We start from the raw sequence: 24,265 nt of genomic DNA, 5'->3' as shown, positions 1-24,265 counted from the left end.
TTTTTGTTTTAACTGAGAATTGATTGCTCAATATCTTAGGACCGCATTGGCATAGGGAAGAATGCTTTAGCTTTTTTATTGGTGTTCCGCATGTTTCACAGACTTTTGCTACCATTTATACTGTCCTCCTTACTTTAATTGCTTGTTATATATATTATACTACTTTTATAATGATAATCAATACTAAATTAAAATAATTATAAACAAGGAGAGTTTTTGACTTTATTTTATTAGCTTTTCAATTCACAAGTGATTATAATAAAGATGAAATATCACAAAACACATAAGGAAGGTTGGTATAAGTATGACGAGTGAAATCCGTTCCATTCCCCGTCCCTTAGTACGAACGAATCAATGGGTCATTTTGTTAAGCGTAGCCACCGCCTTATTAACGGGACAAATATGGATATTAGTGATTCCTTTAACAGCAGGACTTTTGGGTCTTCTCTTTAATTTCAATCCAGTGATGCGTCTCGCCAAGCTCTTTCTGAAAAAGAAACCTTCCGATTATATTCCTGAAGATCATTCACAGCAACAATTCAACCAGGTCATAGCAGTCGCTTGCTTAGGACTTGGATTCACTTCTTTTTTGCTGGGTTGGAATGTTACCGGTTATATATTCACCTTGATGGTCGGCATGGCTTCTCTCATAGCCATTCTTGGATTCTGCATCGGCTGCTTCATCCTTTTTCAATGGAAGCAATATTCCTATCGCCGATCTATTCGCTAATACCACACATAAAATGGGACTGACATTCGTCAGTCCCATTTTATTATTCGGTTGCCCGTAAGGAATTACTCTTTTTGACCCAAATGGTGGCCAATGCAATCAGCAATAATAATACACCTTGCGGCACCAGCGTTTCCATTGTTGGATAAAGACCTATCGTTTCCACAAATGGGAAGGAGCTGATCGTATTTGTCTGTAACACTTGAGAAACCTGAAGTGAGTGGATAGAGACTCCAAGAATCTTGAAAGCCAAGGCATATATGAGTATCGTTGCCACTTTAAAGAATAGGGTCATCGGTAATTTCACACTGTACCGCAGCATGATGAAACCAATTACCACTAAAATGAGGAAGGCAAGGAAAATCCCGCTCAACAGCTGCTTTAATTCCATATAAGGAGCCATTCCAGCATAAAAGATAATCGTCTCGGCACCTTCACGGAATATGGATAGAAAACTGATTAAAGCGAAAGAGATGATACTCCCCGTCGCAATGGCTTGGTTCATTTGCTTGCCGATATACCGGTTCCATGCATTGACATTCGATTTACTATGAAGCCAAAGACCAATTGTCAACATCATCAATACAGCTATTATCCCAGTGATTCCCTCAATATATTCCCGGCTTGAAGCAGCTGTGATCTGAGAGAAAACGATATTGATTATGACCGCCAATATAGAACTGGCAGCTAAACCCGCACCAACTCCTGTCCAAATCCATTTTTGTTTGTCCGCTTGCCCGATTTTCTTTAGGAAAGACAGCAATGTAGCTACAATCAAGAGTGCTTCCAACCCTTCCCGCAAAAGGATCAGAGCTGCATCCCATGTTGTATAACCCGTATCCTCAATTAAAGGGAGTAACCTTGTGTTTAAATCGGATACGATTCCCTTTGCTTCATCTGCCTTTACATTTTTCGACTCTAATAGGCTGATTGCGGTCGGGACTTTCGTTTCCATATCGCTGTAAAGCTTGCTGTCCCTTGTGGAAACCTCCCCTTCTACATTAGGCCAAATTGTTAAGATTTCATTTAGCTTATCAACGGCAGAATCGATTTCATCCTTTTCAATATCCGTTGCACTTCCTTGTAAAAGTTCTGTTACATCCCCAAGTGAATATGTGTTCTTCTGGCTTCCTACTTCAACTTTACCAGCAAGGAAATCCTCGATTAGACCCTTCAATTCAGTTAGATTTTTTTGGGCTTTTTCCGGATCAGGTGGGTCTTGGGTAATCGCTATCCGCACAAAGGCCATTTTCGTTTCAAACTCACCATATGTAGCAACACTTTTCTCCCTGACAATGACCTCTGCATCGGTCCATTGATTCAGGAGATTGGTATATTGAACTTTAGCTTGATCAAAGTCACCTTCAGTTATCAAAGCCTCCAACTTATCTATTAATGGAAGTATCGCTTGTAACCGTTCTTTATAGTCAGTCTTGTCAACAGGGTTTTCATTGGCATCATAAATAACAAGCGTACTTGATAATGCCGATAATCGCTTCTTGATTTCATCTGTGGAGGCTTGGTCGCTCACAGCACTTTTTACAGCGGATAGCTGCTCGTCGACTTTCCTCGCACTCTCGCTGTCCGTTTTTATCGTTTTCCAATCTTGCTCGAATAGATCGATATTTTTCGATACTTCCTCAAGGTCGCCGGATTTTACCTTCATTAAACTATCGCCAATATAAACAAAAAGCTGATCATGGTTTTCACCCGCCGAAACCATCTTTATATCAGTCGAAAGAAATAAAAGACTGACGACTAAAACCAATATCCCACTCTTCCATCTAGAAACGGTCATAGTGGTTCCTCCTTATTCATGAACTAAAATCGCCAACTGGATAATGTCCATGCTGGCGATTTTCACGTCCTCATTTGAAATTATATTTATCCAAAAAGGGAATCCCCGATATAGCCACCCTTTTTCACACCTGGTAAACAAGCGAACATGGCACTGCCCCTGTGAACGATATATTCGTTGAGCTTATCATTTTTCGCCAGTCGCTCTTGTATGGGTATGAATTGTTTACTTGGGTTTCGCTGAAAACAAATGAATAGCAAGCCGGCATTGAAGCTCCCTGTTTTAGGATCCATTCCATCTGCATATGAATATGGACGCCGCAATATCTTTGCTTTTCCGTCCCCCCTGGAGAGACTCATATGTGAATCTTCTGGAATGATCCGATTTCCATTTGGATCTTTAGCTTCAAGGTCCACGGTATCGAACTCATTCTTCATTCCTAGTGGGGCTCCACTGTCGCGATGACGGCCAAACGTATTTTCTTGTTCTTTCAATATAGTCCGGTCCCAAACTTCAATGTACATCTGGATTCGTCGCACCACCATATAACTGCCTCCAACAAGCCAGTCAGGACCGTCCTCACCCTTCACCCAAACATGCTCATTCATTTCATTATTATCATTCTTATCCGGATTGACAGTACCATCCTTAAACCCGAATAAGTTCCGCGGTGTCGTTTTTTGTGAATCGGCTTGCTTAGTCCGTTGAAAACCTGTTTGTGCCCAATGAATGATCGCTTTCCCTCTGCCTATCCTCACTAAGTTCCGGACGGCATGGAAAGCCACTTGAAGATCATCTGCACATGCTTGAATACAAATATCCCCACCGCTCCATTCTTCTTCTAAAGCATCTAAAGGGAATTGGGGCAGGTCCTTTAATTCGGCAGGTCTTTTTGATTTCAAACCAAATCGATCTTTTCCATCCTTCGAAAACAGGGTCGGCCCCACTCCAAAAGTGATCGTTAAATTGGAAGGTGATAATTCTTTCGCTTCCCCTGTATCCTTTGGAGGCATATTCGTATTAAGTGATGTATCACCAATCAAATTCCCCGCGGTCATCTGAGCCGCAGCCTCTGTCCAATCCTTAAATAACTGGATTAAGTCTGACCTTTTATCCGTGGTTACTTCCAATGATGCGAAGTAAAGGTTATCTTGCGCTTCAGTGGTGATACCAGCTTGGTGCGCTCCATAAAAAGGAACAATATCCTTAGTTTGTCCCTTCGCCTTTTGTTCAGAAAGTGTCAGAAGCCCACCAAATCCGGATGCTCCTATCACGACTCCGATTCCACCCACTCCTGCCGTTTTCAACATGTTTCGACGACTCACCTTTTTTGTAAAAAGCCCGGTTTCATCTTTCGGCGTATGTTCTTTCAATTAAGATTCCTCCGTTACAATACCTATTTGCGAAAGTGGTTCAGCCAATGCATCAATTGCTTGACTTAACTCTTTGACTTCAGATTCCTTTAAATCCGTATATGAGATGTAGCCATTGCCTTCCTTATGCTTTTCAAGCAAGCCGTATACATCGTCAAAACGTTTTTGGATTTCCGCAGCAAGCTTCGCATCCTTTTCTTTTAGAGCTGGAGTAAGCAGTTCATAGATCTTTTCTGCACCTTCAACATTAGCCACGAAATCATATAAATCGGTATGGGAGTATCGGTCTTCTTCTCCTGTCACTTTACTCGTGGAAACTTCATTCAATAAATCCACTGCACCCGTGATCAACAAATCAGGTGTTACCTCAACCGTCTCAACTTTGGCACGAAGCAAATTGACATCACTCATTAATTTATCTGCATACTTTTCGTATCCTTTCGTTGTATTTTCTTGCCATAACCCCATTTCAATCCTATGGTAACCGCCCCATTCTTCATCTTTGACATCCCCTTTACGCGCATCGATTTTGGGATCAAGATCGCCAAAAACTTCAGCGATGGGTTCCGCTCTCTCATAATGCATCCGTGCTGGTGCGTATAATTCCTTCGCCTTTTCAATATCACCGGCAGATACGGCCGTAGTGAATTCTTCCGTTGCGTTTACGAACTCTTCTATTTCACCAATGGCATATTCCCGGTACTCGCTAGATACACCATCAAGCTTACTCGCACTCACTTCTTTGGCCTTATCATCTGCCGGTTTAGTTCCTTCCTTTTCCTGCGCACAGCCAAATAATAGACTGGTTGATAGTAATACTGCTAATGACGCCTTTGCTTTCTTCATATTGTATTCTCCCTTTGAAATGTTTTGTAGATTCATATTAGCAGATAATGAAATTCATTATCAATATATATTTTAATGGAAACATAACATTGTTCATTCTCTTCCAAAATATTCAACTTTATCCCTTTTCCTTTCGTATGATAAGCCACCGGCTGGCTAAAGATAAAAAAGGCAGCCTATACATCTGCTACCTTTCACGCTCACTCATTAATTTGTCATTTTCTTTGTCCATGATTTTTGTTATATCCTCAATAAATTTATCGATTAACATTAGCTCTTGCTCATTATAAGCGGAACATAACTCCTTGGTTGCCATAGAGAGCGATTGATAGTGCGATTTAATCTGTTCCTGTCTTTCGGGTATCGGTGCAATCATTACCCTTCTTCCATCCAATTGATCTCGTTCCCTTTTAACATAACCGGATTTCTCAAGGCGATTGATCAGTGCCGTAACCGATCCCGTACTCAATCCTGTAATTTTGGATAATTCACCGGCGGTAATCGGTCCTGTTTCATTCAATATTTCAGCACTCTTTAAGTCCGTATGGGACACCCCTATTTTCTGGGCCATGTTTTGTTGAAATAAAACGGACCTCATTCCATACCGCTGCAATCTGTGTGTTAAACTCTCTAACAGAGTTGCATTCAACCCATTATCACTTGACATAAAATGCCACCCCTTTTACACTTAAATTTATCTTGATTTTCAAGATAAATATTTTGTTTCATCTTAACGTTTACCCTTCAACCATGTAAAGGAAATTCATTAGCTGGTTGATTTGAAGGAGGAAAATAAATGAACAATCAAAAAAAACAAAAATTCATTGTTGCCGGTTTACTATTGGGTATCTTGATGTCAGCAATGGATAATACGATTGTTGCAACTGCAATGGGAACGATCGTTTCTGATTTAGGCGGGTTCGATAAGTTTGTATGGGTGACATCTGCCTATATGGTCGCCACGATGGCAAGTATGCCGATTTTCGGTAAGCTTTCCGACATGTATGGAAGAAAGCGGTTTTTTATTTTTGGACTTATAGTCTTTTTGGTCGGTTCCGCATTATGCGGCATGGCTCAGAGCATAGTGCAGTTAAGTATCTTCCGTGCAATCCAAGGGATAGGCGGAGGCGCTTTGATGCCTATAGCCTTTACGATCATTTTTGATATTTTCCCACCGGAAAAACGCGGGAAATTAACTGGCCTTTTCGGCGCTGTATTTGGGGCCTCAAGCGTATTGGGACCACTTTTAGGCGCTTATATTACTGAATACTCCAGCTGGCATTGGATTTTCTACGTCAATGTTCCGATTGGGGTCATTTCTTTATTTTTCATCTGGAATTATTACAAGGAGTCACCCAACACCCAAGAGCAAAAAATTGATTGGGGTGGCGCAGCAACTCTCGTCATTGCCGTTATCAGCTTAATGTTCGCTCTCGAACTGGGCGGGGAGTATGGCTGGAGTTCCTCTCCTATCATAGGCCTGTTTTCCAGTTTTGTGGTTTTCTTCGTTTCATTTTTCTTTTTCGAAAAAAGAGCAAAAGATCCAATCATTTCATTATGGCTGTTTAAAAGGCGATTATTTGCCACTTCTCAGATTTTAGCGATTCTTTATGGCGGCACGTTCATTATTTTAACCGTCTATATCCCGATTTTCGTGCAGGCAGTTTACGGTGGTTCCGCAACAAATGCCGGCTTGATTCTCACTCCCATGATGCTTGGTTCAGTATTCGGCAGTGCAGTTGGCGGGATATTCAATACAAAGACAAGCTTTCGCAACTTAATGACGATTTCCGTCATCTGTTATTTTGCAGGAATGCTTCTATTAGGGACCATTACCCCTGATACCAGCAGGACTTTATTAACTTTGTACATGATTCTTACTGGATTTGGCATGGGCTTTTCTTTCTCCCTTTTACCTATTGCGTCCATTCACAACTTGGAACCTAGATTCAGGGGGTCGGCCAACTCAACAAACTCATTCCTCCGTTCATTTGGGATGACACTCGGTGTAACGATTTATGGAGCGATTCAGACAAATGTATTCCAAAGTAAAATGACGGAAGCATTTAAAGGAATGCAAGGAGGTCCGGATACAGCCGGATTGATGGAGGACCCACGTCAGCTCTTCCAATCGGATACACGTGCCGAGATTCCGGACTTTATCTTGGATAAAATCGTTCATGCGATGTCCGATTCGATATCATTAATATTCACCTTGGCTCTCATTCCGATCGGTCTTGCTGCAATCACTGTTTTCTTCATGGGAAAAACAAGAGTGGAAACACCTTCAAAAAAGGAATCATTGCAATAAACAAAAAGCGCTGAAATTCCAGCGCTTTTTGTTATTTTCATCTTCCTTCTATAAATGGGAGGTGAAGATTGCCGAAAAATCATTCCACAACTAAAATATAAGTAACACATTCACATACCGAGGTGAGAAGTTTGAAGATCGTATGTTTTGGTGACAGTTTAACAAGAGGCATTTCTTATGTTATGGGGCGCCTTCGCATCATTAAAGAAAATTATCCGAACTCTTTAGCTAAGCTAACAGAATCTTTGCCATTCGTGGAAGCTTGAATAAAGGGGTTTTCAATGACAACTCCGACATGTTGGTTAGCCGGATCGAGAAAGACGTCATGTCTGAAAATCCCGATATCGTACTAATAGAGGTCGGTGGAAACGACTGTAACTTCCATTGGGATGAAGTAGCCAACAATCCAGAAGGTGACCATGAGCCCATCGTTCCAATCGAACGCTACCTGGATAATATCACACAACTTGTCAAGCAGATTCAGGACAAGCATGTAACACCATTCCTTTTAACTCTCCCGCCACTTGACCCTGCCAGGTATTACAGATCCATCGCTGATAAGTTCGGTCATTCGATCGGGCATTTCGTTTCCCATGTCGGTGGTATTGAACATTGGCATGGGATGTATAATCGCCAATTGAAACACCTTGCAGAGGAACTAAAGGTGCCATTGATCGATATCCGTTCCTATATTAAATCCTCCGGCGACTTGGGTCGCTTGATTAGCGATGATGGCATCCACCTCACTTCAGAAGGGTACCAGCAAATGAGCATGGCCATATCCAGTGATTTGCAAAAGCATATGGAAGAGGATATGCTTCCTCAGCCATAAAACGGTAAAAAGGCAAAGCATGGCGCTTTGCCTTTTTTCCTTACAGACTTTTCACTTCCACGTTTTCCGGAAGCTTGAAAGGGTTTTCGGTGTTGATCCGGTCATAAAACATCGTCCCGTTTAAATGATCTAACTCATGTTGAAAAACGATTGCAGCAAAGCCCTTCAGCCGCATCTCTATTTCCTCACCATTACCATCCACCGCTTTAATTTTAACCCGTTCATAACGCGGTACATAGCCTTTAATATCACGGTCGACAGAAAGGCAGCCTTCACTTTGCGGTAAATAGATCATAGTGGCCGAATGACTGATGATTTTCGGATTCACAAGGGCATATTCAAACAGCTTCCCCTTTTCGTCGGGAAAATACATGACGAACATACGTTTATTCAAGCCTATCTGATTTGCAGACAACCCCACTCCTTCACGCAAGTTGAACTTCTTTTGGAGTTTTGGATCCTGACTATTTTTCAGGTATTGCATCATGCATCCCAACGTTTCACGATCTTCATCCGAAATCGGCAGGCTAACTTCATCCGTTACCTGACGCAGAATGGGATCCCCTTCTCTAACGATATCCTTCATCGTAATCATATAGTCTTTTATAAATTTACTCATAGAACTTCACACTCTTCTACCATTTTATTTTTTCATGACTTAGACCATTTCACTTTAGCATTTCGCTTTTAAAAAGTCTAATATGCTGGTTAGATTAAATATTTCTAAATTCCGGGATCTTTAAACTACCATAATAAATATTATTTCTTTCATTTCACATTATTTACCTTTAATTTAAGGTATAAAGACCTATAGATTACATGTTTAAAAATTTTATACTAGATATATACTCTTAAAGGAGATGAAAAATTGAACTCGAACTCTAAATTAGTTTCGAAATTGCTGCCGTTCCTTACGGCTCTCATTGTGATAATTGCTGGAGTCAGTTGGTATGTTGTTACTCAGTCAAAGGATATGGTCATTCCCTTTTCTTCGGTAGAAAAGACGATTAAAGCCCAAAATGGAGCCCTTGTCACCATTGAAGAAAAAAGAAATGGCACTCTTCACATCTCCACGCCAGATGGAGAATATGTTTCCAATATTCCTCCCAACAGTCAAATGATCAATAAACTTGTCGAAACTTATAACGTTCAATATTCTTTTTCATCAACTAATAAATCAGCATTATGGATTTTAGGCGGTTTAATGGCGGCTCTCGTCACAACCGGTGTCATTATACAGAAAAAATCAAAGAACGGATTGCGGATCGGCAGTAAAAAACAAAGCCTTTCCACCCCAAAGCCCCTGCCAGAGATAACTCTGGATGATGTAGGCGGGTTGCAATCCGAAATCAAACAGGAAATCCTACAGACACTCACTACACTGAAGGAACCTGAACGTTCAGCTAAAATTGGAATTAAGCCGCCTCAAGGCATTTTATTATATGGCCCCCCTGGAACGGGGAAAACTCTGCTTGCACAGGCAATTGCAAAAGAGCTTGGTGCAAACTTCTTCTCAACGAGCGGTTCAGCCTTCAACGAAATGTTTGTTGGAGTCGGTGCAGCCCGAGTCCGCAGCCTTTTCCAAAATGCACGTAAGCAATCGCCAGCTGTCATTTTCATCGATGAAGTGGACGCGTTGGCTGGTAAAAGGAAAGCTCATGGCGGGGAAGAAGGCGAAAAAACGTTAACTGAACTGCTTGTGCAATTGGATGGAGGCCATCCAAATGAAGGCATTTTATTCATTGCAGCGACCAACCGGAAAGATATGCTCGATGAGGCATTTCTACGTCCGGGCAGGATTGATTTTTCTTTCCAAGTTCCACTTCCAGATACACAGGGAAGAAAGGAAATCATCGATATCCATACGAAGGGAAAGCATCTAGCGACAGATGTCCTGGCTTCCCTGGATGAGTTGGCTGAAAGTACATCCGGTTTCTCCGGCGCTGACTTAAGCTCCCTGTTCGATACTGCCTCACGACATGCCCTGAGGAATGAACAGGATATGATTCGTAAACAGGATCTAGATTACGCCATTGACCGTACGATACTTGGAGCGACATCACGTACCTTGAATGATGCGGATACGAAGCGGCGTGTGGCCATTCATGAAAGTGGACATGCCCTTATTGCAGCTTTGACAAAGCCCGGTTCCGTTCGAAAGGCGACCATCATTCCGCGTGGGGAAGCCCTTGGATATGTAGCGCCAATACCAAAAGAACTCCATCTGGCAACAGCCAGTGAATTGCTTGATCAAGTCAAAATGATCTTAGCAGGTGGCGTGGCGGAAAGAATGTATTTAGGAGAACATAGCATCGGTGTAGGCGGAGATGTACAACAGGCGAAGCATCTGCTTGAACAAATGGTCGATACCGGAATGCTTCAAGATGGATTTACCCTCACCTTTAATAAAGGTGAGAAGGAGCAAAAGATGCAGGAATTATTCACGAAAGCGATTTCTGAGACGGAAATGTTGATTGACTCGAATCGATTACAATATGAAGAGCTCGTTGAAGAGTTATTGAAAAAAGAGACACTTGAAGGATCAGAAGTTCAGCGTATCGTTGATGCTTCAGAAATAACCGGCATATGCTCGAATGCTTAATACTCTTTTTCGCTGAGTCTTAAGACCTAATGTTATATTTAGAGCCTGTTTCCAATCGAACAGGCTCTTTTTTTTTATCATATATGGCCTCAAGACAAAGAAATGAATTAACCAGATGGAAATTCCTCATACTAGTCAACACGATATGATCTTTTACGGTTTTTCCTCCCCTTGTCCACCTTGACACTCCCTTTCCTAATCAAAATCAAAAAATTCGATGGCAGCTCAAATACAATCCCCTTGGCAGATATGAATTTCAGAAAGTTTTCCGCTCCTCCATGCGAAGGCCATGGACTTCAGTCTGGTCTTACAGGTAACTCACTGACCACAACAGGCAGAGTGAAATCATAATATCGTTCAGAAGGAAGGAGAAATCGTTAAAATCGGTACCCCGGGCGAAATCATTACACCTGCCGTTTTAGAAGAAGTCTTTCGTATTCATGCAAGAGTCATGATAGATCCTGCCAATGGTGCACCCGTTTGTTTTGGTTATGACAATTTATCACAGCAAGAAGTATACAAAGAAGCCGTTTCATCCAATTAAAAAAGGGATGTCGACAAGTCGACACCCCTTTTTTTACACATTTTATAGTTTTTCCAACTGGATGATATCCGGTGTATTTTGTTTCTGGATCCCTGACTTTTGCAATTTCACTGCCGTTCCTTCTGGTAAGTTAGTGAATATAATAGGAGTGACCGTTGATGGTGCATTCCGTTTTATGAAATCTAAGTCAATTTCCAAAAGAGGTGTTCCTTTTGTTATTCTTTGACCTTCTTGAACAAGAGCTGTAAACCCTTCGCCATTTAATTTAACTGTATCTAGACCAACATGAATCAGGATTTCCAGACCATTATCCATTTTCAATCCCAGTGCATGATTTGTCGGGAAGATACTTAGAACTTCCCCATCAATTGGGGATACTAGTTTTCCGTTGACTGGCTCGATAGCAAAGCCATCCCCCATCATTTTCATGGCAAACACTTGATCGGGAACTTGTTCGATCGGTAAAACGGTTCCTTCAATTGGAAGGACAAAGTCATTAGCACCCAAAGCTTGGTTTTCTTCCATTTTATCCTCTGCCACTTGTGCAGCTGGACTTGTTTTCACTTTGCTTGGATCGACGCCATTCTTGACAAGTTGTTTCATTGCATTTGCAACGAATTCTACATTCGTTCCAACAATGACTTGTACACTCGATTTATTTAATTTCATGACACCCCGCGCACCATGCCTTTTTAAAGCTGCTTCATTCACATTTCCTGAATCGGCCACTTGTAAACGTAAGCGTGTTGCACAGTTATCAATTATCTTTATATTCTCTTTACCGCCAAGGTCTTGAATGAAAAGCGATCCCATATCGGTATATTTATCCCCTGTTTTCACAATCGTTTCTTCTTCCACATTTTCCTCATCGTCTTCACGGCCTGGTGTTTTTAAATCCATGATCTTAATGACAAAATAGAAAATCACGAAGTAAACGACCGCGTATACCAATCCAATCGGTATTAACCATAGCGGTTTTTGCGCAATGCCGAAGTTCAAGAAATAATCAATGGCTCCTGCGGAGAATCCAAAACCATGATGGATATCCAACATAACAGCGAGTGCCATAGAGACCCCGGTTAAAAGGGCATGTATTACATATAACACTGGGGCGATGAACATGAACAGAAATTCAATCGGTTCAGTGATTCCTGTTAGGAAAGAAGTGAAAGCTAACCCAATAAGCATCCCCGTCACCAGTTTACGTTTCTCTTTTTTAGCAGCTGCAATCATCGCTAATGCGGCGGCTGGAAGGCCGAACATCATGATCGGGAAAAAGCCGGTCATGAAGGGCCCAGCAGTCGGGTCCCCTGCGAAGAAACGATTTATATCACCTGTCGCACCATTGTATTCACCAAAAACGAACCAAACCATACTATTCAAGACATGATGCAATCCTACTGGAAGCAATAAGCGATTCAATACGCCGAATACGCCGGCACCCAATGCCCCTGCACCTGTAATCCAGTCTCCAACACTATTGATTACATCCTGAATTGGCGGCCAGACAAAGCCGAATATCCCCGCAAGTATAATCATCGCCAGCGAAGTGATAATTGGGACGAATCTTTTCCCTGAAAAGAATCCAAGCCATTCAGGGAGTCTTATGTCGGAGTATCTATTATATAGAAGAGCTGCAACTATACCTGATATAATACCGCCTAAAACAGCCATATCGATATCTTTATTAATTGCTTGTGTTCCATTCGTTAAAACAAAGTAACCAACAAGACCAGCTAATGCCGCTGCACCGCTTCCATCTTTGGATAATCCTATTGCAATACCTAAAGCGAATAGTAAGGCAAGATTATCAAAAATCGCTTTTCCCGCGGCCGCCATAAATGCAATATCAAGTAAATCTGGCTGACCTAAGCGAAGTAATATAGCTGCTGCTGGCAAAACAGCAATTGGCAGCATAAGGGCTTTACCAATCTTTTGTAAAAAATTTAACATCGAACTCATCTCCCTTGTTCCTAACTTCTTTTAATTCAGCAGAACGAAAAGACGTATAAAGCGTTTTCATTTTATCAATATAATAACTTTTCTTTGGCTTATACTAGCACAGAAAATATATAGATGTCTATACCAATTTACTTGAAAATATACTATATTCTTCGAAAATAAAGCAATAATATCTTTTTTATTCCTTATACCCTTTAACTGGTCTAGACAACTTTTGATAAAAACGATAAAATGAGGGCAAAATATATGAGACTTTTTCATGACTCATTCATTAAGTTTTACTTTCATAAAGGAGATTATGTATGAAAACATTCATTATTAATAATCTAATAGTTCATGGCGAAAAGGAAACATATAAAAATGGGTATATTAAAGTCGTGGATGGAAAAATTGCCGAGGTTGGTCCAATCAGCCAATACAAACAGGAAGATGATGCCAAGGTAATTACTCTTTCACCGGATTATCAGGTAATTCCCGGTGCCATCGACATTCATATTCACGGAGCATCCAATTCCGATGCAATGGATGCCACACATGAAGCATTATCCACAATGGCAGAGACTCTTCCCAAAGAAGGAACCACGAGCTTTCTGGCCACTACAATGACTCAATCTACCGAAGCCATTGAATCAGCCCTTCTTAATGCTGGTAAATATATCGAAAATCAAACTGAAGAACATGCTGAAATAGTTGGGATTCATTTAGAAGGTCCTTTCATTTCACCCGCCCGTAAAGGAGCGCAGCCTGAGGATTATATCGTTGATCCTGATGTCACTCTATTTAAAAAGTGGCAGGAAATGGCCGAAAATCAAATCAAGCTTGTAACGCTTGCTCCTGAACAACCAAATGGATTAGATCTAGCCGCCCACTTAAGGGGAACTGGCGTCGTCGCCTCCATTGGACATTCAGATGCAACATATGACCAAATAGATGAAGCAATCCAGGCAGGCACTACCCACGTTACACATCTTTATAATGGGATGCGGGGACTCCATCACCGCGAACCTGGTGTTTTGGGAGCTGCTTATCTTCGAGACGAGCTATATGTTGAACTTATTGCTGACGGCATTCACTGCAGGCCGGAAATGGTGAAGCTGGCATATAACCAAATTACCAGTGAACGCATGATCTTGATAACGGACTCGCTTCGTGCCAAATGGCTTGAAAAGGGAACCTATGATTTAGGCGGTCAGCCAGTGTATGTAAACGAAACGAAAGCAACGCTTTCAGACGGTACACTAGCCGGCAGTATATTGAAAATGAACGATGCCATCAAGAACACATTGGAATATACCGATTGTTCCATGACTGACATCATAAAAATGACGGCAGAAAACCCTGCCAAACAGCTTCGGATTTTTGACAGAAAAGGAAGCATCCAGGTTGGCAAAGACGCCGATCTTGTAATATTGAATGACCGCATGGACGTTGAAATGACGTTCTGCAGAGGAAACTTAGCTTTTAAAAAGGAGAATGTATAATGAAAATCATACAGGTGCAGGACTACATGGAAATGAGCCGGACAGCTGCAGAAATTGTGATCGGAAAAGTCAAAGGGAATCCAAATATCAAATTGGGCCTTGCTACGGGCGGCACCCCAAAAGGAATGTATGATAATTTGATTGAAGATCACGTGAATAATCATACTTCTTATGAAAATGTTACATCTTTTAATCTTGATGAGTATATCGGCTTAAAACCAAATGATCCAAACAGTTACCATTATTATATGAATGACTCCTTATTCACTCACATCAATATAAATAAAGAGCATACTCACCTACCAAATGGCACGGCCGATGATACCAACGGGGAATGTAAACGGTATGACGAAATGATTGATTCCGTGGGAGGGATCGATCTTCAGATACTTGGTATTGGCCAAAATGGCCATATTGGTTTTAATGAACCTGGAACTTCATTCACATCGGGTACACATGTTGTGACACTTGAAGATTCAACTCGCCAAGCGAATGCACGTTATTTCGATTCCATAGACGAAGTTCCTACACATGCCATTACGATGGGCATTTCAACAATCATGAAAAGCAAAGAAATTCTGCTGCTGATATCTGGTGAAGAAAAAGCCGAAACCTTGAAGAAATTGATACACGGTGACATTTCCGAGGAATTCCCTGCATCTATCCTAAAAAAACATAATAGTGTTACAATTATCGCAGACCAAAAAGCGTTATCCGGAGTGATAATACCCTAAAAGGAGCGAAAGTCGATGATTGATAAAAACTCACCTCTTCCGATTTATTTTCAAATCGAAGAACAAATAAAAAGACAAATAGAAAACGGTGAGTTCCAAGCGCACAATGCCCTTCCATCTGAACGTGAATATGCTGAGCAATTCGAAATTAGCCGAATGACCGTCCGGCAAGCCATAAATAATTTGGTGAATGACGGATACTTATACCGTCAAAAGGGAAGAGGAACCTTTGTCGCCGATAAGAAATTGGAGCAGCAGCTCAATGGGTTGACCAGCTTCACCGAGGACATGAAAGCCAGGGGATTAAATCCAAGCAGTAAGCTGCTGAGCTTTGAAATCATTCCGGCTGATAAGAAGATTGCCAGTGAATTGCACATTTCCCTTTATGCTCCCGTTTATGAAATAAAACGCATTCGGTTGGCTGATGATGTTCCAATGGCGCTCGAGACCGTGTACATGTCTGCCAATTTAATTAAAGGATTAACGGAAGAGATCATCAATCTCTCTCTTTACCAATATGTAGAGAATTACGTTAAACTTAAAATAGACTATGCTACACAAACGTTGGAATCATCGATTGCTTCTGAATTAGAAGTCACCCATTTAGCGATTCCAAAGCACTCACCCATATTATTCATTCAAAGGCATACGTTCCTAATGGATGGAACTCCCCTTGAATATGTTAAATCGGCATATCGTGCGGACAGGTATAAGTTCACTATCACTATAAGCAGATAAAAATTAATATATATTTTCATCACTAAAGTCTTTTAATTGCCAAAGGTAATCGGAGGGTGTCACAAATATGAACTCATACTTTGAAGAAGTGCAGGCTTTACTCACAATTGTGGGAGAACAGGAAAAGCAATCAATTAAGGAATCCGTCGACCATATCTCAAAAGCGGTGATGTCGGATGGAATCATCCATCTATTCGGAAGCGGACACTCTCATATTTTGACCGAAGAGGTATTCTACCGGGCAGGTGGGTTAGCCGCAATTCGTCCTATTTTCGTTGAAGATTTGATGCTTTTTAAGGGAGCTTCAAGGTCATCCCAACTTGAACGGCAAAATGACCTATCAGAGAAATTCATGCATGATGAGGATATCCTTCCTGGTGATGTCTGTATCGTCATTTCATCATCCGGCGTAAATCCCGTTCCCATAGATGTCGCCACTATCGCAAAAGAAAAAGGGGCCTTCGTCATTGGACTAACATCACCGGAGTATGCAAAAAGTTGTCCTTCACGGCATAAACAGAAGCATTATCTCCACGATGTCGTTGATTTGGTCATAGACAATCATATTGCCAAAGGTGACACATTACTGAAATCAAATAATATATCTTTTGGTTCTGGATCGACCGTGATCGGGGCCGTTCTCCTCAATATGATTTTCACGCAAGTAATCCAAACGATTATTGAATCAGGGGAGACCCCTCCCGTATTCCTGAGCAGTAATATCGAAGGGGCAGATGAACACAATCAAAAGATCATCGCGAAATATAAAACAAGAATCCCCCAATTATGAATCGATATAGCAAAAAAGGAATACATAAGCTTTTATGTTCATCGTGAAGCAGTCATATAAAAGAAGGCATCCATTCGGATGCCTTCTTTTATTCAATGGTTACTTCCCTTTATTCCTTATTCTTCAAAAACGGCCACCAATTCGCATTTCCAAATGTCGCAACCATAACAGGAATAAACAATGGCAATATGACAAACGCATATAAAGCAAGCCCCACCAAAATTAAAGTGGCTATCTCCAAGAGCGATAAAACTCCTGCTGGCATCATGGCAGCAAAGGTTCCACCCAGAATGACAGCCGCTGAGATGATCACCGTTCCCATTTTTCTCATGGACAGTAACATAGCTTCCTTGACCGGTTTATCTTTCCACTCGTTAAAGCGATCCATCAAGAAAATGCTATAGTCAATGCCAAGAGCAATCAAGATGACGAAAGCAAAGAAAGGAACTGCCCAGCCGATGCCGGCATAACCGAGAATATTAACAAAAATCAACTCTGTAATGGCTGCCGCTGTATAATAAGTCAAAACGAGCGACACAATCAAATAGACCGGCATGACCAAGGATCGCAGCATGAAAAAGAGAATGATTGCGATACCCGACAGCATCAAAATGACCGTCCGCGAGAAATCCTCCTCAGACATCATGCCCAAGTCATGATGTGTACTTGTGATTCCCCCTATCGCCACCTGCGCATTTTCAAGCTTTGTATCTTTCGTTACTCTTTCAACAGCTGCCTCAATCGAATCGATTTGCTCGATTGCTTCATTGGAATATGGATTTGCCTTGAATACCACATCCATGGTCATGATTTTACCATCTTCAGATAAATACGCGTTCAATGCTTCCCCGAATTCTTCGCTTTCCACTACTTCTTTGGGAATGTACATGCCTGTTACCGTTTTATCCGTTTTTGCCAGCCCTGATAAATAACCCTGTGCGGACGATAGTCCATCATGGACTTCATTCAAACCATCAGCACTTTCATTTAAGCCATCTGTCAAATCGGTAAGTTGCCCGCCGAGGCTTGAAAAACCATTTAGGAGCTCTTGCTGCCCATTACTTAAGCTGGTAAGGCCTCCTTTAAATCCTGACAAGTTATTTATGACTTCCCCCTGACCATTGGCCATCGTGCTTAAACCTTTTTGTAAAGTGTCAACACCTGAAATCAATTGGTTCAGGCCCTCCCCAAGAGAAGTTTGACCCTTTACGATCTCTGCCATATTTTGATTCGCCGTATTCAAACCGCCGGACACTGAACCAAGATTCCTATTGAGCTCGGATAGGCCTGCTGCCATGGGCTCCAAGCCACCCTGTGCCCCTTGCACCGTTTGCTTGATCGTTTGATAGGACTGATCAGCCTGTAACTCTGGATGTGTGGCTTCCATTTGCTCAAAGGAAGGATTTAAACCAGCAAGGCTTTGTGATACGCCCGTAAGGTTAGTTTGAATCTCTTTGTATCCCCCTGTGAGCTCACTTAACCCATTGGCTGATTGTTTATAGCCTTCGAGGAGCTGTCCGCTTCCAGCGGCGAGCTTCTCCAAGTTTGCCTTGACCTCAATCAGTCCGTTTTTTATGTCCCCAGTCCCTGAAGACCCATCGCGAATGCCTGCTTCAATGCTTGTTAACGCCTTCTCCACCTGACCTACGCCGCTCTTCAATTCATTGGTGCCAGATATGAGACCACCTATTCCGTCCGTCGCTTGCTTCAAGCGCGGTCCTGAATCGGAAAGCTCACTGCCTGCCGTTTTTAATCCATCACTGATTTGTTTAATGCCTTCATTTCCTTCCCCGATTCCCTTTTCCAAAGTTTTGGCTTGGTTTGCGACAAATAAGTCCTTAATGGGTTCACCTGTCGGGCGGGTCATGGAACGAACTACATCGACTTCATCCACCTTGACGACTTCCTGACTGATTTTTTCAGCAAGTACGACGTAATCCTCCGAATCCATGCGTTCGTCATTTTTTATGACAATCTGTGTTGGCATGGATTGTCCTGGCCCGAATTCATCGGAAATGATATTAAATGCCATGATGGAAGGAACATCATCACCCGCTTCTTCAAGGGAGTTATATGAAATCTTCCCATCATACATAAACAAAAAGGGAACACAGACGATTGCAACGAATATAAGCGCCAACAATGGGCGGTTCAAGGAGAAGTTACCCAGAATTCCCCATAGTTTACTTTCACTATGCTCAAGCTTCCCTTTTGCTGGCCAAAATAGCTTCTTGCCAAGAACCGCCATGAAAAATGGAACGATCGTATAAAGGGCGATCATTAAAATGAAAACCCCTATTGCAACAGCCGCCGCAGATTGATAGAGCTTAAAAGTAGAAAAACCGATTGCCGCAAAGCCAATCATTACGGTCAGCCCACTGAAGAAGACAGTCTTACCGGCGGTTCGGTATGTCTCCACGATCGCTTCAGGCAAGGACTCCTGTGAAGATAGCTCCTCCTTGAAACGACTAAGAAGCAGGATGCAATAATCAGTCCCGATTCCAAATAAAATACCTACCAGGAATATTTGGGTGTAAGACGAAATCGGAAAGTCCCATTTATCCACCAGGAATGAGACGATGGATTGTGAACATAAATAAGTGAAACCGACTGTTACTAACGGAATGATCGGTGTCACCACTGAACGGAAGACTATCAGCAATACAGCCAGAATGAAGACAACCGTGATGCCTTCAGTTTTCTTCAGCCCCTCTTGGGAATTGGCATTAAGATCCTCATCAATCATCCAGCTGCTTGTGTAATAATGCTCGACATCCACTTGTTCCAACTCTTTATAAAGGGCATCGATCACTTCCTTAGCTTCTCGGTCCCCCTTGACCATCGTGATGGAAGTCAAAACTGTTGATTCATTCTCCGAGACCAACTGGCCTTTTAGCGAGGGCTCTTTAAAATGGGTCATGACCTCTTTGATGCCAAGCTCTGCTTTATTCTTTTCAAGCTTTTGGATCGCTATCTCAATCTCTTTCAATTCCGAGGAAGACAACTTCTTATCACCATGGAATACGAGAGCCACTTGTGACTCATCCTTGTCCTGGATCTCTTTCATTAGCTCATTTGCCATCCCGGAGGAATACTCTGCCGGTACATCCAGCTGTCCCTTATTCCGGACAAGTTCCGCCATATTCGGTGCCGCAAACAATAATCCTGCTGTAATTGCAACCCAAACGATAATGACCAGCCATCTTCCCTTTATGATTCCCCTCATTTATATTTCCTCCAATTCCTCATTTTTCATTTGAATGAAAATTTGTGAAAGCTTCTCATATGTATCAAGGAATCTAACAATCTCTTCATAATCGAATTTCGTCATGATGCTCTCTACCAATTTATGAATCTTACTTTCCGTTTCATGTAACAATGCTTCCCCCTCTTTGGAAAGCTTCAAGTGAAAGACCCTTCGGTCAACCAGGTCCTGTTCCCGTTCTATCAATCCTTTGCCTTCCAGCCTGTTGATGTTGGAAGTGACGGCACTCTTATTAATATAAAAGGCATCACTGATTTCCGTCGATGTACACAACCGCTGTTGTTGAATGAACCGTAAAGTATAGTATTGTTCGTTCGTCAGCACATCACAAATCTGGTCTTTTATTAAAAGCTCACCCATCTTATTGACATAGAAGGATACCCTCATATATCGATCAATCAATCCAGAAACTTTGTCATTAGTCATCATTGCACCTCTCGAAAAGTAGTTCAGTCATTTAACTATATGTAGATTACTATTGTTTTATTTATTATGTCAATCCCATCATAGTTTATTATTTCCAGTTTAACTTATGGTAAATAAGGGAAAACCCAAAGTAAGCAAACAATCTACTATTCTAAAGGAGGAAATATAAATGACTCAATCAACTATCGAAAATCAATCGACTATCGAAACTCAACCGAATAGCAAACTCTTAAAAGGGATTCTAATTGGGGGGCTTGTTGGTGGTGCGTTGACCTTGCTTGACTCCAATACAAGAAATAAAGTAAAGCGTTCAGCCGTCCTTTTAAAAGACAACTCCATGAATATGATTGAACAGGTCAAGGAAAATCCCGGAGAAATGAAGGAACAGATGGTATCAGGAGTCAAAGGGGCAACGGAGACGATTAAAGAGGCAATCAATGACGTTGAAACACTATATGAAACCGTTAATGAAGACGTGGTGGGTAAAGTATCCGAAGTAAAGGATATCTCCACTGATGCCCTTGGTACAGCTAAAGATGCAACAAGTGAATTGAAAGACATCAGTTCAAAAGTGGTCGTTGCCGGTAAACAGCTGAAAGAAACACCATCACAATCATTGAAAGCCGATAATGATAAAGATGAAAAAGAGAGTGATGAAATCGTTAAAAAATCAGGATTATCCAATCAAAAATCCATTTCATCCAACTTCTAATATATAAAAAAAGCTGGGGCACGATGCCCCAGCTTTTGTTTTTCCATATATCATCTCACACGATGATCTTAGTTAGAACCCTCTAATTTATTCGTTATCTCATGGTCTTTTTTCACTTCAGCCAACCAAACTGGATATTCCTCTTGTAATTTTTCAGAAAGAAGCGTTTCTTTAATTACATCTTTACTGTCTTCTAAATTAGCCTTTTTTGCTTCCTTCTTACCGGTTACTTTTATGATATGGTACCCATAATCGGATTTGACTGGGTCACTGACTTTATTTATATCAAGATCAAAGGCGACATCTTCAAACTCTCCCACCATATCACCTTTCCCAAAATACCCCAGGCTTCCGCCGTTATCCGCCGTTTGTGTATCAGTGGAATATTCAGCTGCCAATTTAGCGAAATCACCGCCTTCTGCAATTTCTTTCGCAACTTTTTTAGCCGTTTTTTCGTCTTCGACTAAAATATGACTAGCTTCCACTTGTTCAGCTTGATCAAATGTTTCTTTATTATCTTCAAAATACGTACTGATTTCATCGTCCGTCACGGTAATTCTCGGTTCGACCAGTTTTTTCGTTTGCAGATAAACCACGATGTCCTTTTTTAAGGCCTCCATGGAAGAACCGCTTGCTTCCAATTGCTCTTTTAACGACTTTTCATCACCATAGGACTCAACCATAGTATCGATTTCTTTCTGGATTTCTTCATCCTTTATTTTAATTCCCGCTTTTTCCGCTTCCAATTCAACCAATTTATTCGTAACTAACAGGTCTAAAGTGTCTGCTCCGTACCCCGCAACAAGCGCGTCATACAGCTCATCCTTACTGATTTTCTCGCCATCGATGCTCGCCATTGTCTTATCCGTGGACGAGATCATCGCAAATACCATGATCCCGGCAATGATTAAAATGCTCCCTGCCCAAATATATGCCTTCGTGCTTCTTAATAGTTTCATGAATACTCTCCCTTAATTTTTCTATAATGATAGCTTAGAAATATTAATTAATCCTTAAGATTCCTTAATATGCACTAACCCATCATTATACTAACATACATATATCCCTACAGATATTTTAGAGTATTTCATTCTGCTACCAATTTACATTGAGATTTGGTTGATCATTACAAAAAAGAAATTATACCGTTATATCGACTATGATATATAGGTAACTGAGTGCAAAAACATAGAAACAAAAAAGCATGGTGTACGGAGGGAATTCCTACACCATGCTTTTTTTATGTGTTATTTACGATGCATCTTGAATTCAAGGAAGAGTTCGTTGTAATGGGCCAAGTTTTTCTTCCCGAGGTTTTCGTACACTTCGAGTTTCTTTGTCAGTTCCGGTGATGGATAGAAACGTTCATCCTTCACCACTTCTTCAGGCATATATTTCAGTGCTTCTTTATTAGGTGTCGAGTAACTTACATATTCAGCATTCTGTGCCGCAACTTTCGGGTCCAGCATGAAGTTGATGAACTGGTGAGCCGCATCGACATTTTTGGTTGTCTTCGGTATGACCATATTATCAAACCATAAATTGGACCCCTCTTTTGGAACAACGTATTCGAGATCTTCATTTTCAGCCATGATTTCAGAAGCAACTCCCGACCAAACAAGGCCAATCGCCGCTTCCTGGGCTTCCAATAGCATGCGGCTTTCATCTCCTACTATCGCTTTAATATTCGGGGTGAGGGCATCAAGCTTGGATTTTGCCTCTTGAAGGTGTTCTTCATCTATATCATTCAATGAATAATTCAAAGAGTTGAGACCCATACCCATCACTTCTCTTGCCCCATCCGTCAAAAGGATTTCATTTTTTAAATCTTTATCCCATAAATCCGCCCAGGCCGTTATTTCTTTGCCACCGAGCATCTTGGAATTGTAAACAATTCCGACCGTTCCCCAGAAATAAGGGACGGAATATTTATTCTCCGGATCGAATGGCAGATCGATGAATCGCTCATCGATATTTTTCAAATTCGGAAGCTTGGAATGATCCAAGGGAATCAGCAAGTCTTCTTGCCGCATCTTATCGATCATATACTCAGACGGGATGGCAATGTCATAAGTCGTACCGCCTTGTTCGATTTTAGTCATCATGGCCTCATTCGAATCGAACGTCTCATAAATGACCTTTATCCCTGTTTCTTTTTCAAAACGTTCGATTAGATCCGTATCGATGTAATCGCCCCAATTATAGATGGTAAGCGTATTGCTGCTCGTAAACCCCTGCGATGAATTCAATCTTGAAATCGCATATAGCAGCAAAGCGGATACGAGGGAAATGATCAAAAACATTTGGACAAGCCTTTTCATCGTTTCCCCCCCATTCCCGTTTGCCTTACACGTTGAGTTATAAAGTAATATACGACAACCAACAGCAGTGTCACGACGAACAGCAGTGTCGATAGTGCATTGATATTCAATGAAATACCACGGCGGGCCAATGAATAGATTTCCACAGAAAGAGTGGAGAAGCCATTACCGGTCACAAAGAACGTAACTGCAAAATCATCAAGTGAATAAGTCAATGCCATAAAAAAACCAGCAAAGATACCTGGTAAGATGTATGGAAGGATGACCTTCGTCAATACATCCCACCGGCTTGCCCCTAAATCTCGGGCCGCATCAATTAAAGTAGGGCTCATTTCCTGAAGTTTCGGAAGAACCAGTAGCACTACGATCGGGATGCTGAAGGCGATATGCGACAACAGTACCGAGTAGAATCCAAGCTTGATCCCGGCCATTGTGAATAAAATCAGGAAGGAAGCACCGATGATCACATCGGGACTGACAATCAATACATTATTCAATGATAATACCGTATTCTTAGCTTTACTGCTCGTAAAGGACCGAATTCCAATCGCCCCCATCACCCCAATGATCGTTGAGATCAGTGCAGATAATAAAGCGATCACAAGTGTATTCAATACAATGATCAGCAGCCTTGTATCTTGGAACAGTTCCATGTACCACTCCATCGTGAACCCTTTAAAGTCATACATCGTTCCACCGCTGTTAAAAGAGTAAAAGACTAAAAAGAAAATCGGTGCATAGAGTATGAGAAAAATCAAAACGAGAAACGCTTTTGATGTTGGTGATAATTTATTGCCCAA

At 41.5% G+C, this 24,265-nt stretch carries 21 protein-coding genes and 1 pseudogene; 11 read left to right on the top strand and 11 right to left on the bottom strand.

The features are described 5' to 3' along the window. Window positions 1–304: 304 nt before the first annotated feature. Window positions 305–730, top strand: coding sequence for a DUF4395 domain-containing protein (locus AC3ISB_RS01285; RefSeq protein ID WP_377400551.1), 426 nt, complete (start codon window positions 305–307; stop codon window positions 728–730). A 43-nt stretch (window positions 731–773) separates the two neighbouring features. On the opposite strand, the gene AC3ISB_RS01280 is transcribed toward AC3ISB_RS01285, so the two are convergent. From AC3ISB_RS01280 to AC3ISB_RS01265, 4 genes are all read right to left on the bottom strand, one after another. Continuing rightward, a complete protein-coding gene (locus AC3ISB_RS01280; protein WP_141994166.1) occupies window positions 774–2,528 on the bottom strand; it encodes an FTR1 family protein in 1,755 nt (584 codons plus the stop codon). An 86-nt stretch (window positions 2,529–2,614) separates the two neighbouring features. Then, complete coding sequence (gene efeB, locus AC3ISB_RS01275; RefSeq protein WP_098187315.1) at window positions 2,615–3,901, bottom strand: iron uptake transporter deferrochelatase/peroxidase subunit; 1,287 nt, start codon at window positions 3,899–3,901, stop codon at window positions 2,615–2,617. Continuing rightward, entirely contained in the window at window positions 3,902–4,747 is an 846-nt protein-coding gene (gene efeO, locus AC3ISB_RS01270) for an iron uptake system protein EfeO (RefSeq protein WP_489275349.1), read from the bottom strand. It abuts the gene before it with no gap. A 187-nt stretch (window positions 4,748–4,934) separates the two neighbouring features. Then, on the bottom strand, window positions 4,935–5,414 hold the full coding sequence (locus AC3ISB_RS01265; RefSeq protein ID WP_098372134.1) for a MarR family winged helix-turn-helix transcriptional regulator: 480 nt from the start codon (window positions 5,412–5,414) through the stop codon (window positions 4,935–4,937). 129 nt (window positions 5,415–5,543) lie between these two features. On the opposite strand from AC3ISB_RS01265, the gene AC3ISB_RS01260 reads away from it, so the two are divergent. The 3 genes from AC3ISB_RS01260 to AC3ISB_RS01250 all read left to right on the top strand — a co-directional run bounded on the left by AC3ISB_RS01260 (window position 5,544) and on the right by AC3ISB_RS01250 (window position 7,890). Then, entirely contained in the window at window positions 5,544–7,058 is a 1,515-nt protein-coding gene (locus tag AC3ISB_RS01260) for an MDR family MFS transporter (RefSeq protein ID WP_489275347.1), read from the top strand. Window positions 7,059–7,189: 131 nt separating this feature from the next. Beyond that, window positions 7,190–7,324, top strand: a complete 135-nt coding sequence (locus tag AC3ISB_RS01255; protein ID WP_489275346.1) for a hypothetical protein — start codon at window positions 7,190–7,192, stop codon at window positions 7,322–7,324. Further along, window positions 7,321–7,890, top strand: coding sequence for an SGNH/GDSL hydrolase family protein (locus AC3ISB_RS01250; RefSeq protein WP_489275344.1), 570 nt, complete (start codon window positions 7,321–7,323; stop codon window positions 7,888–7,890). The genes AC3ISB_RS01255 and AC3ISB_RS01250 overlap by 4 nt, the downstream gene beginning before the upstream one ends. A gap of 40 nt (window positions 7,891–7,930) precedes the next feature. On the opposite strand, the gene def is transcribed toward AC3ISB_RS01250, so the two are convergent. Continuing rightward, complete coding sequence (gene def / locus AC3ISB_RS01245; protein ID WP_489275342.1) at window positions 7,931–8,509, bottom strand: peptide deformylase; 579 nt, start codon at window positions 8,507–8,509, stop codon at window positions 7,931–7,933. A gap of 249 nt (window positions 8,510–8,758) precedes the next feature. On the opposite strand from def, the gene AC3ISB_RS01240 reads away from it, so the two are divergent. Both AC3ISB_RS01240 and AC3ISB_RS01235 read left to right on the top strand, forming a co-directional pair. Next, window positions 8,759–10,492 carry an AAA family ATPase gene (locus AC3ISB_RS01240; RefSeq protein WP_489275340.1) on the top strand — a complete coding sequence of 578 codons (1,734 nt, stop codon included), beginning with the start codon at window positions 8,759–8,761 and terminating at the stop codon, window positions 10,490–10,492. 352 nt (window positions 10,493–10,844) lie between these two features. Continuing rightward, window positions 10,845–11,036 (top strand): annotated as a pseudogene (locus AC3ISB_RS01235) (ABC transporter ATP-binding protein); the annotation flags it as partial. A gap of 42 nt (window positions 11,037–11,078) precedes the next feature. Here the strand turns inward: AC3ISB_RS01235 and nagE are convergent. Then, complete coding sequence (gene nagE / locus AC3ISB_RS01230) at window positions 11,079–12,989, bottom strand: N-acetylglucosamine-specific PTS transporter subunit IIBC (RefSeq protein WP_489275338.1); 1,911 nt, start codon at window positions 12,987–12,989, stop codon at window positions 11,079–11,081. 311 nt (window positions 12,990–13,300) lie between these two features. Between nagE and nagA the strand changes: the two genes are divergently transcribed. The 4 genes from nagA (at window position 13,301) to AC3ISB_RS01210 (ending at window position 16,741) form a co-directional block, all read left to right on the top strand. Beyond that, window positions 13,301–14,479, top strand: a complete 1,179-nt coding sequence (nagA, locus tag AC3ISB_RS01225; protein WP_141994158.1) for an N-acetylglucosamine-6-phosphate deacetylase — start codon at window positions 13,301–13,303, stop codon at window positions 14,477–14,479. Further along, a complete protein-coding gene (gene nagB, locus AC3ISB_RS01220) occupies window positions 14,479–15,213 on the top strand; it encodes a glucosamine-6-phosphate deaminase (RefSeq protein WP_489275335.1) in 735 nt (244 codons plus the stop codon). The genes nagA and nagB overlap by 1 nt, the downstream gene beginning before the upstream one ends. A 15-nt stretch (window positions 15,214–15,228) precedes the next feature. Beyond that, complete coding sequence (locus AC3ISB_RS01215; RefSeq protein WP_098372142.1) at window positions 15,229–15,951, top strand: GntR family transcriptional regulator; 723 nt, start codon at window positions 15,229–15,231, stop codon at window positions 15,949–15,951. Between the two features lie 67 nt (window positions 15,952–16,018). Further along, window positions 16,019–16,741 carry an SIS domain-containing protein gene (locus tag AC3ISB_RS01210; protein ID WP_480340382.1) on the top strand — a complete coding sequence of 241 codons (723 nt, stop codon included), beginning with the start codon at window positions 16,019–16,021 and terminating at the stop codon, window positions 16,739–16,741. Window positions 16,742–16,850: 109 nt separating this feature from the next. On the opposite strand, the gene AC3ISB_RS01205 is transcribed toward AC3ISB_RS01210, so the two are convergent. Continuing rightward, entirely contained in the window at window positions 16,851–19,967 is a 3,117-nt protein-coding gene (locus AC3ISB_RS01205) for an MMPL family transporter (RefSeq protein ID WP_480340381.1), read from the bottom strand. Further along, the gene (locus AC3ISB_RS01200; RefSeq protein WP_452454356.1) at window positions 19,968–20,435 is read right to left on the bottom strand and encodes a MarR family winged helix-turn-helix transcriptional regulator; all 468 of its coding nucleotides are present in this window, start codon (window positions 20,433–20,435) and stop codon (window positions 19,968–19,970) included. Between the two features lie 166 nt (window positions 20,436–20,601). Here AC3ISB_RS01200 and AC3ISB_RS01195 point away from each other — a divergent pair, with 166 nt between their 5' ends. Further along, window positions 20,602–21,144, top strand: a complete 543-nt coding sequence (locus tag AC3ISB_RS01195; RefSeq protein WP_480340380.1) for a YtxH domain-containing protein — start codon at window positions 20,602–20,604, stop codon at window positions 21,142–21,144. 68 nt (window positions 21,145–21,212) lie between these two features. Here AC3ISB_RS01195 and AC3ISB_RS01190 read toward each other — a convergent pair whose 3' ends face one another. The 3 genes from AC3ISB_RS01190 to AC3ISB_RS01180 form a co-directional block, all read right to left on the bottom strand. Further along, window positions 21,213–22,103: a foldase protein PrsA gene (locus AC3ISB_RS01190; RefSeq protein WP_063236126.1), complete on the bottom strand. Its 891-nt coding sequence runs from the start codon at window positions 22,101–22,103 to the stop codon at window positions 21,213–21,215. Window positions 22,104–22,391: 288 nt separating this feature from the next. Then, window positions 22,392–23,465, bottom strand: coding sequence for an ABC transporter substrate-binding protein (locus AC3ISB_RS01185; protein WP_339201234.1), 1,074 nt, complete (start codon window positions 23,463–23,465; stop codon window positions 22,392–22,394). Continuing rightward, window positions 23,462–24,265 carry an ABC transporter permease gene (locus AC3ISB_RS01180; RefSeq protein WP_098372148.1) on the bottom strand — a complete coding sequence of 268 codons (804 nt, stop codon included), beginning with the start codon at window positions 24,263–24,265 and terminating at the stop codon, window positions 23,462–23,464. Before AC3ISB_RS01180 ends, AC3ISB_RS01185 begins: the two co-directional genes overlap by 4 nt.

Source organism: Peribacillus sp. GL_122, assembly GCF_057835005.1.
Note: the sequence above shows the minus strand (reverse complement) of the source record. Positions and strands in the feature narration are given on the sequence as shown.

What these genes read in the sequence shown, in the direction of transcription:
- AC3ISB_RS01285 (WP_377400551.1), top strand. Translation starts at nt 305, where the DNA reads ATGACGAGTGAAATCCGTTCCATTCCCCGTCCCTTAGTACGAACGAAT.
- AC3ISB_RS01280 (WP_141994166.1), bottom strand. Translation starts at nt 2,528, where the DNA reads ATGACCGTTTCTAGATGGAAGAGTGGGATATTGGTTTTAGTCGTCAGT.
- efeO (WP_489275349.1), bottom strand. Translation starts at nt 4,747, where the DNA reads ATGAAGAAAGCAAAGGCGTCATTAGCAGTATTACTATCAACCAGTCTA.
- AC3ISB_RS01265 (WP_098372134.1), bottom strand. Translation starts at nt 5,414, where the DNA reads ATGTCAAGTGATAATGGGTTGAATGCAACTCTGTTAGAGAGTTTAACA.
- AC3ISB_RS01260 (WP_489275347.1), top strand. Translation starts at nt 5,544, where the DNA reads ATGAACAATCAAAAAAAACAAAAATTCATTGTTGCCGGTTTACTATTG.
- def (WP_489275342.1), bottom strand. Translation starts at nt 8,509, where the DNA reads ATGAGTAAATTTATAAAAGACTATATGATTACGATGAAGGATATCGTT.
- nagE (WP_489275338.1), bottom strand. Translation starts at nt 12,989, where the DNA reads ATGTTAAATTTTTTACAAAAGATTGGTAAAGCCCTTATGCTGCCAATT.
- nagA (WP_141994158.1), top strand. Translation starts at nt 13,301, where the DNA reads ATGAAAACATTCATTATTAATAATCTAATAGTTCATGGCGAAAAGGAA.
- nagB (WP_489275335.1), top strand. Translation starts at nt 14,479, where the DNA reads ATGAAAATCATACAGGTGCAGGACTACATGGAAATGAGCCGGACAGCT.
- AC3ISB_RS01215 (WP_098372142.1), top strand. Translation starts at nt 15,229, where the DNA reads ATGATTGATAAAAACTCACCTCTTCCGATTTATTTTCAAATCGAAGAA.
- AC3ISB_RS01210 (WP_480340382.1), top strand. Translation starts at nt 16,019, where the DNA reads ATGAACTCATACTTTGAAGAAGTGCAGGCTTTACTCACAATTGTGGGA.
- AC3ISB_RS01205 (WP_480340381.1), bottom strand. Translation starts at nt 19,967, where the DNA reads ATGAGGGGAATCATAAAGGGAAGATGGCTGGTCATTATCGTTTGGGTT.
- AC3ISB_RS01200 (WP_452454356.1), bottom strand. Translation starts at nt 20,435, where the DNA reads ATGATGACTAATGACAAAGTTTCTGGATTGATTGATCGATATATGAGG.
- AC3ISB_RS01195 (WP_480340380.1), top strand. Translation starts at nt 20,602, where the DNA reads ATGACTCAATCAACTATCGAAAATCAATCGACTATCGAAACTCAACCG.
- AC3ISB_RS01190 (WP_063236126.1), bottom strand. Translation starts at nt 22,103, where the DNA reads ATGAAACTATTAAGAAGCACGAAGGCATATATTTGGGCAGGGAGCATT.
- AC3ISB_RS01185 (WP_339201234.1), bottom strand. Translation starts at nt 23,465, where the DNA reads ATGAAAAGGCTTGTCCAAATGTTTTTGATCATTTCCCTCGTATCCGCT.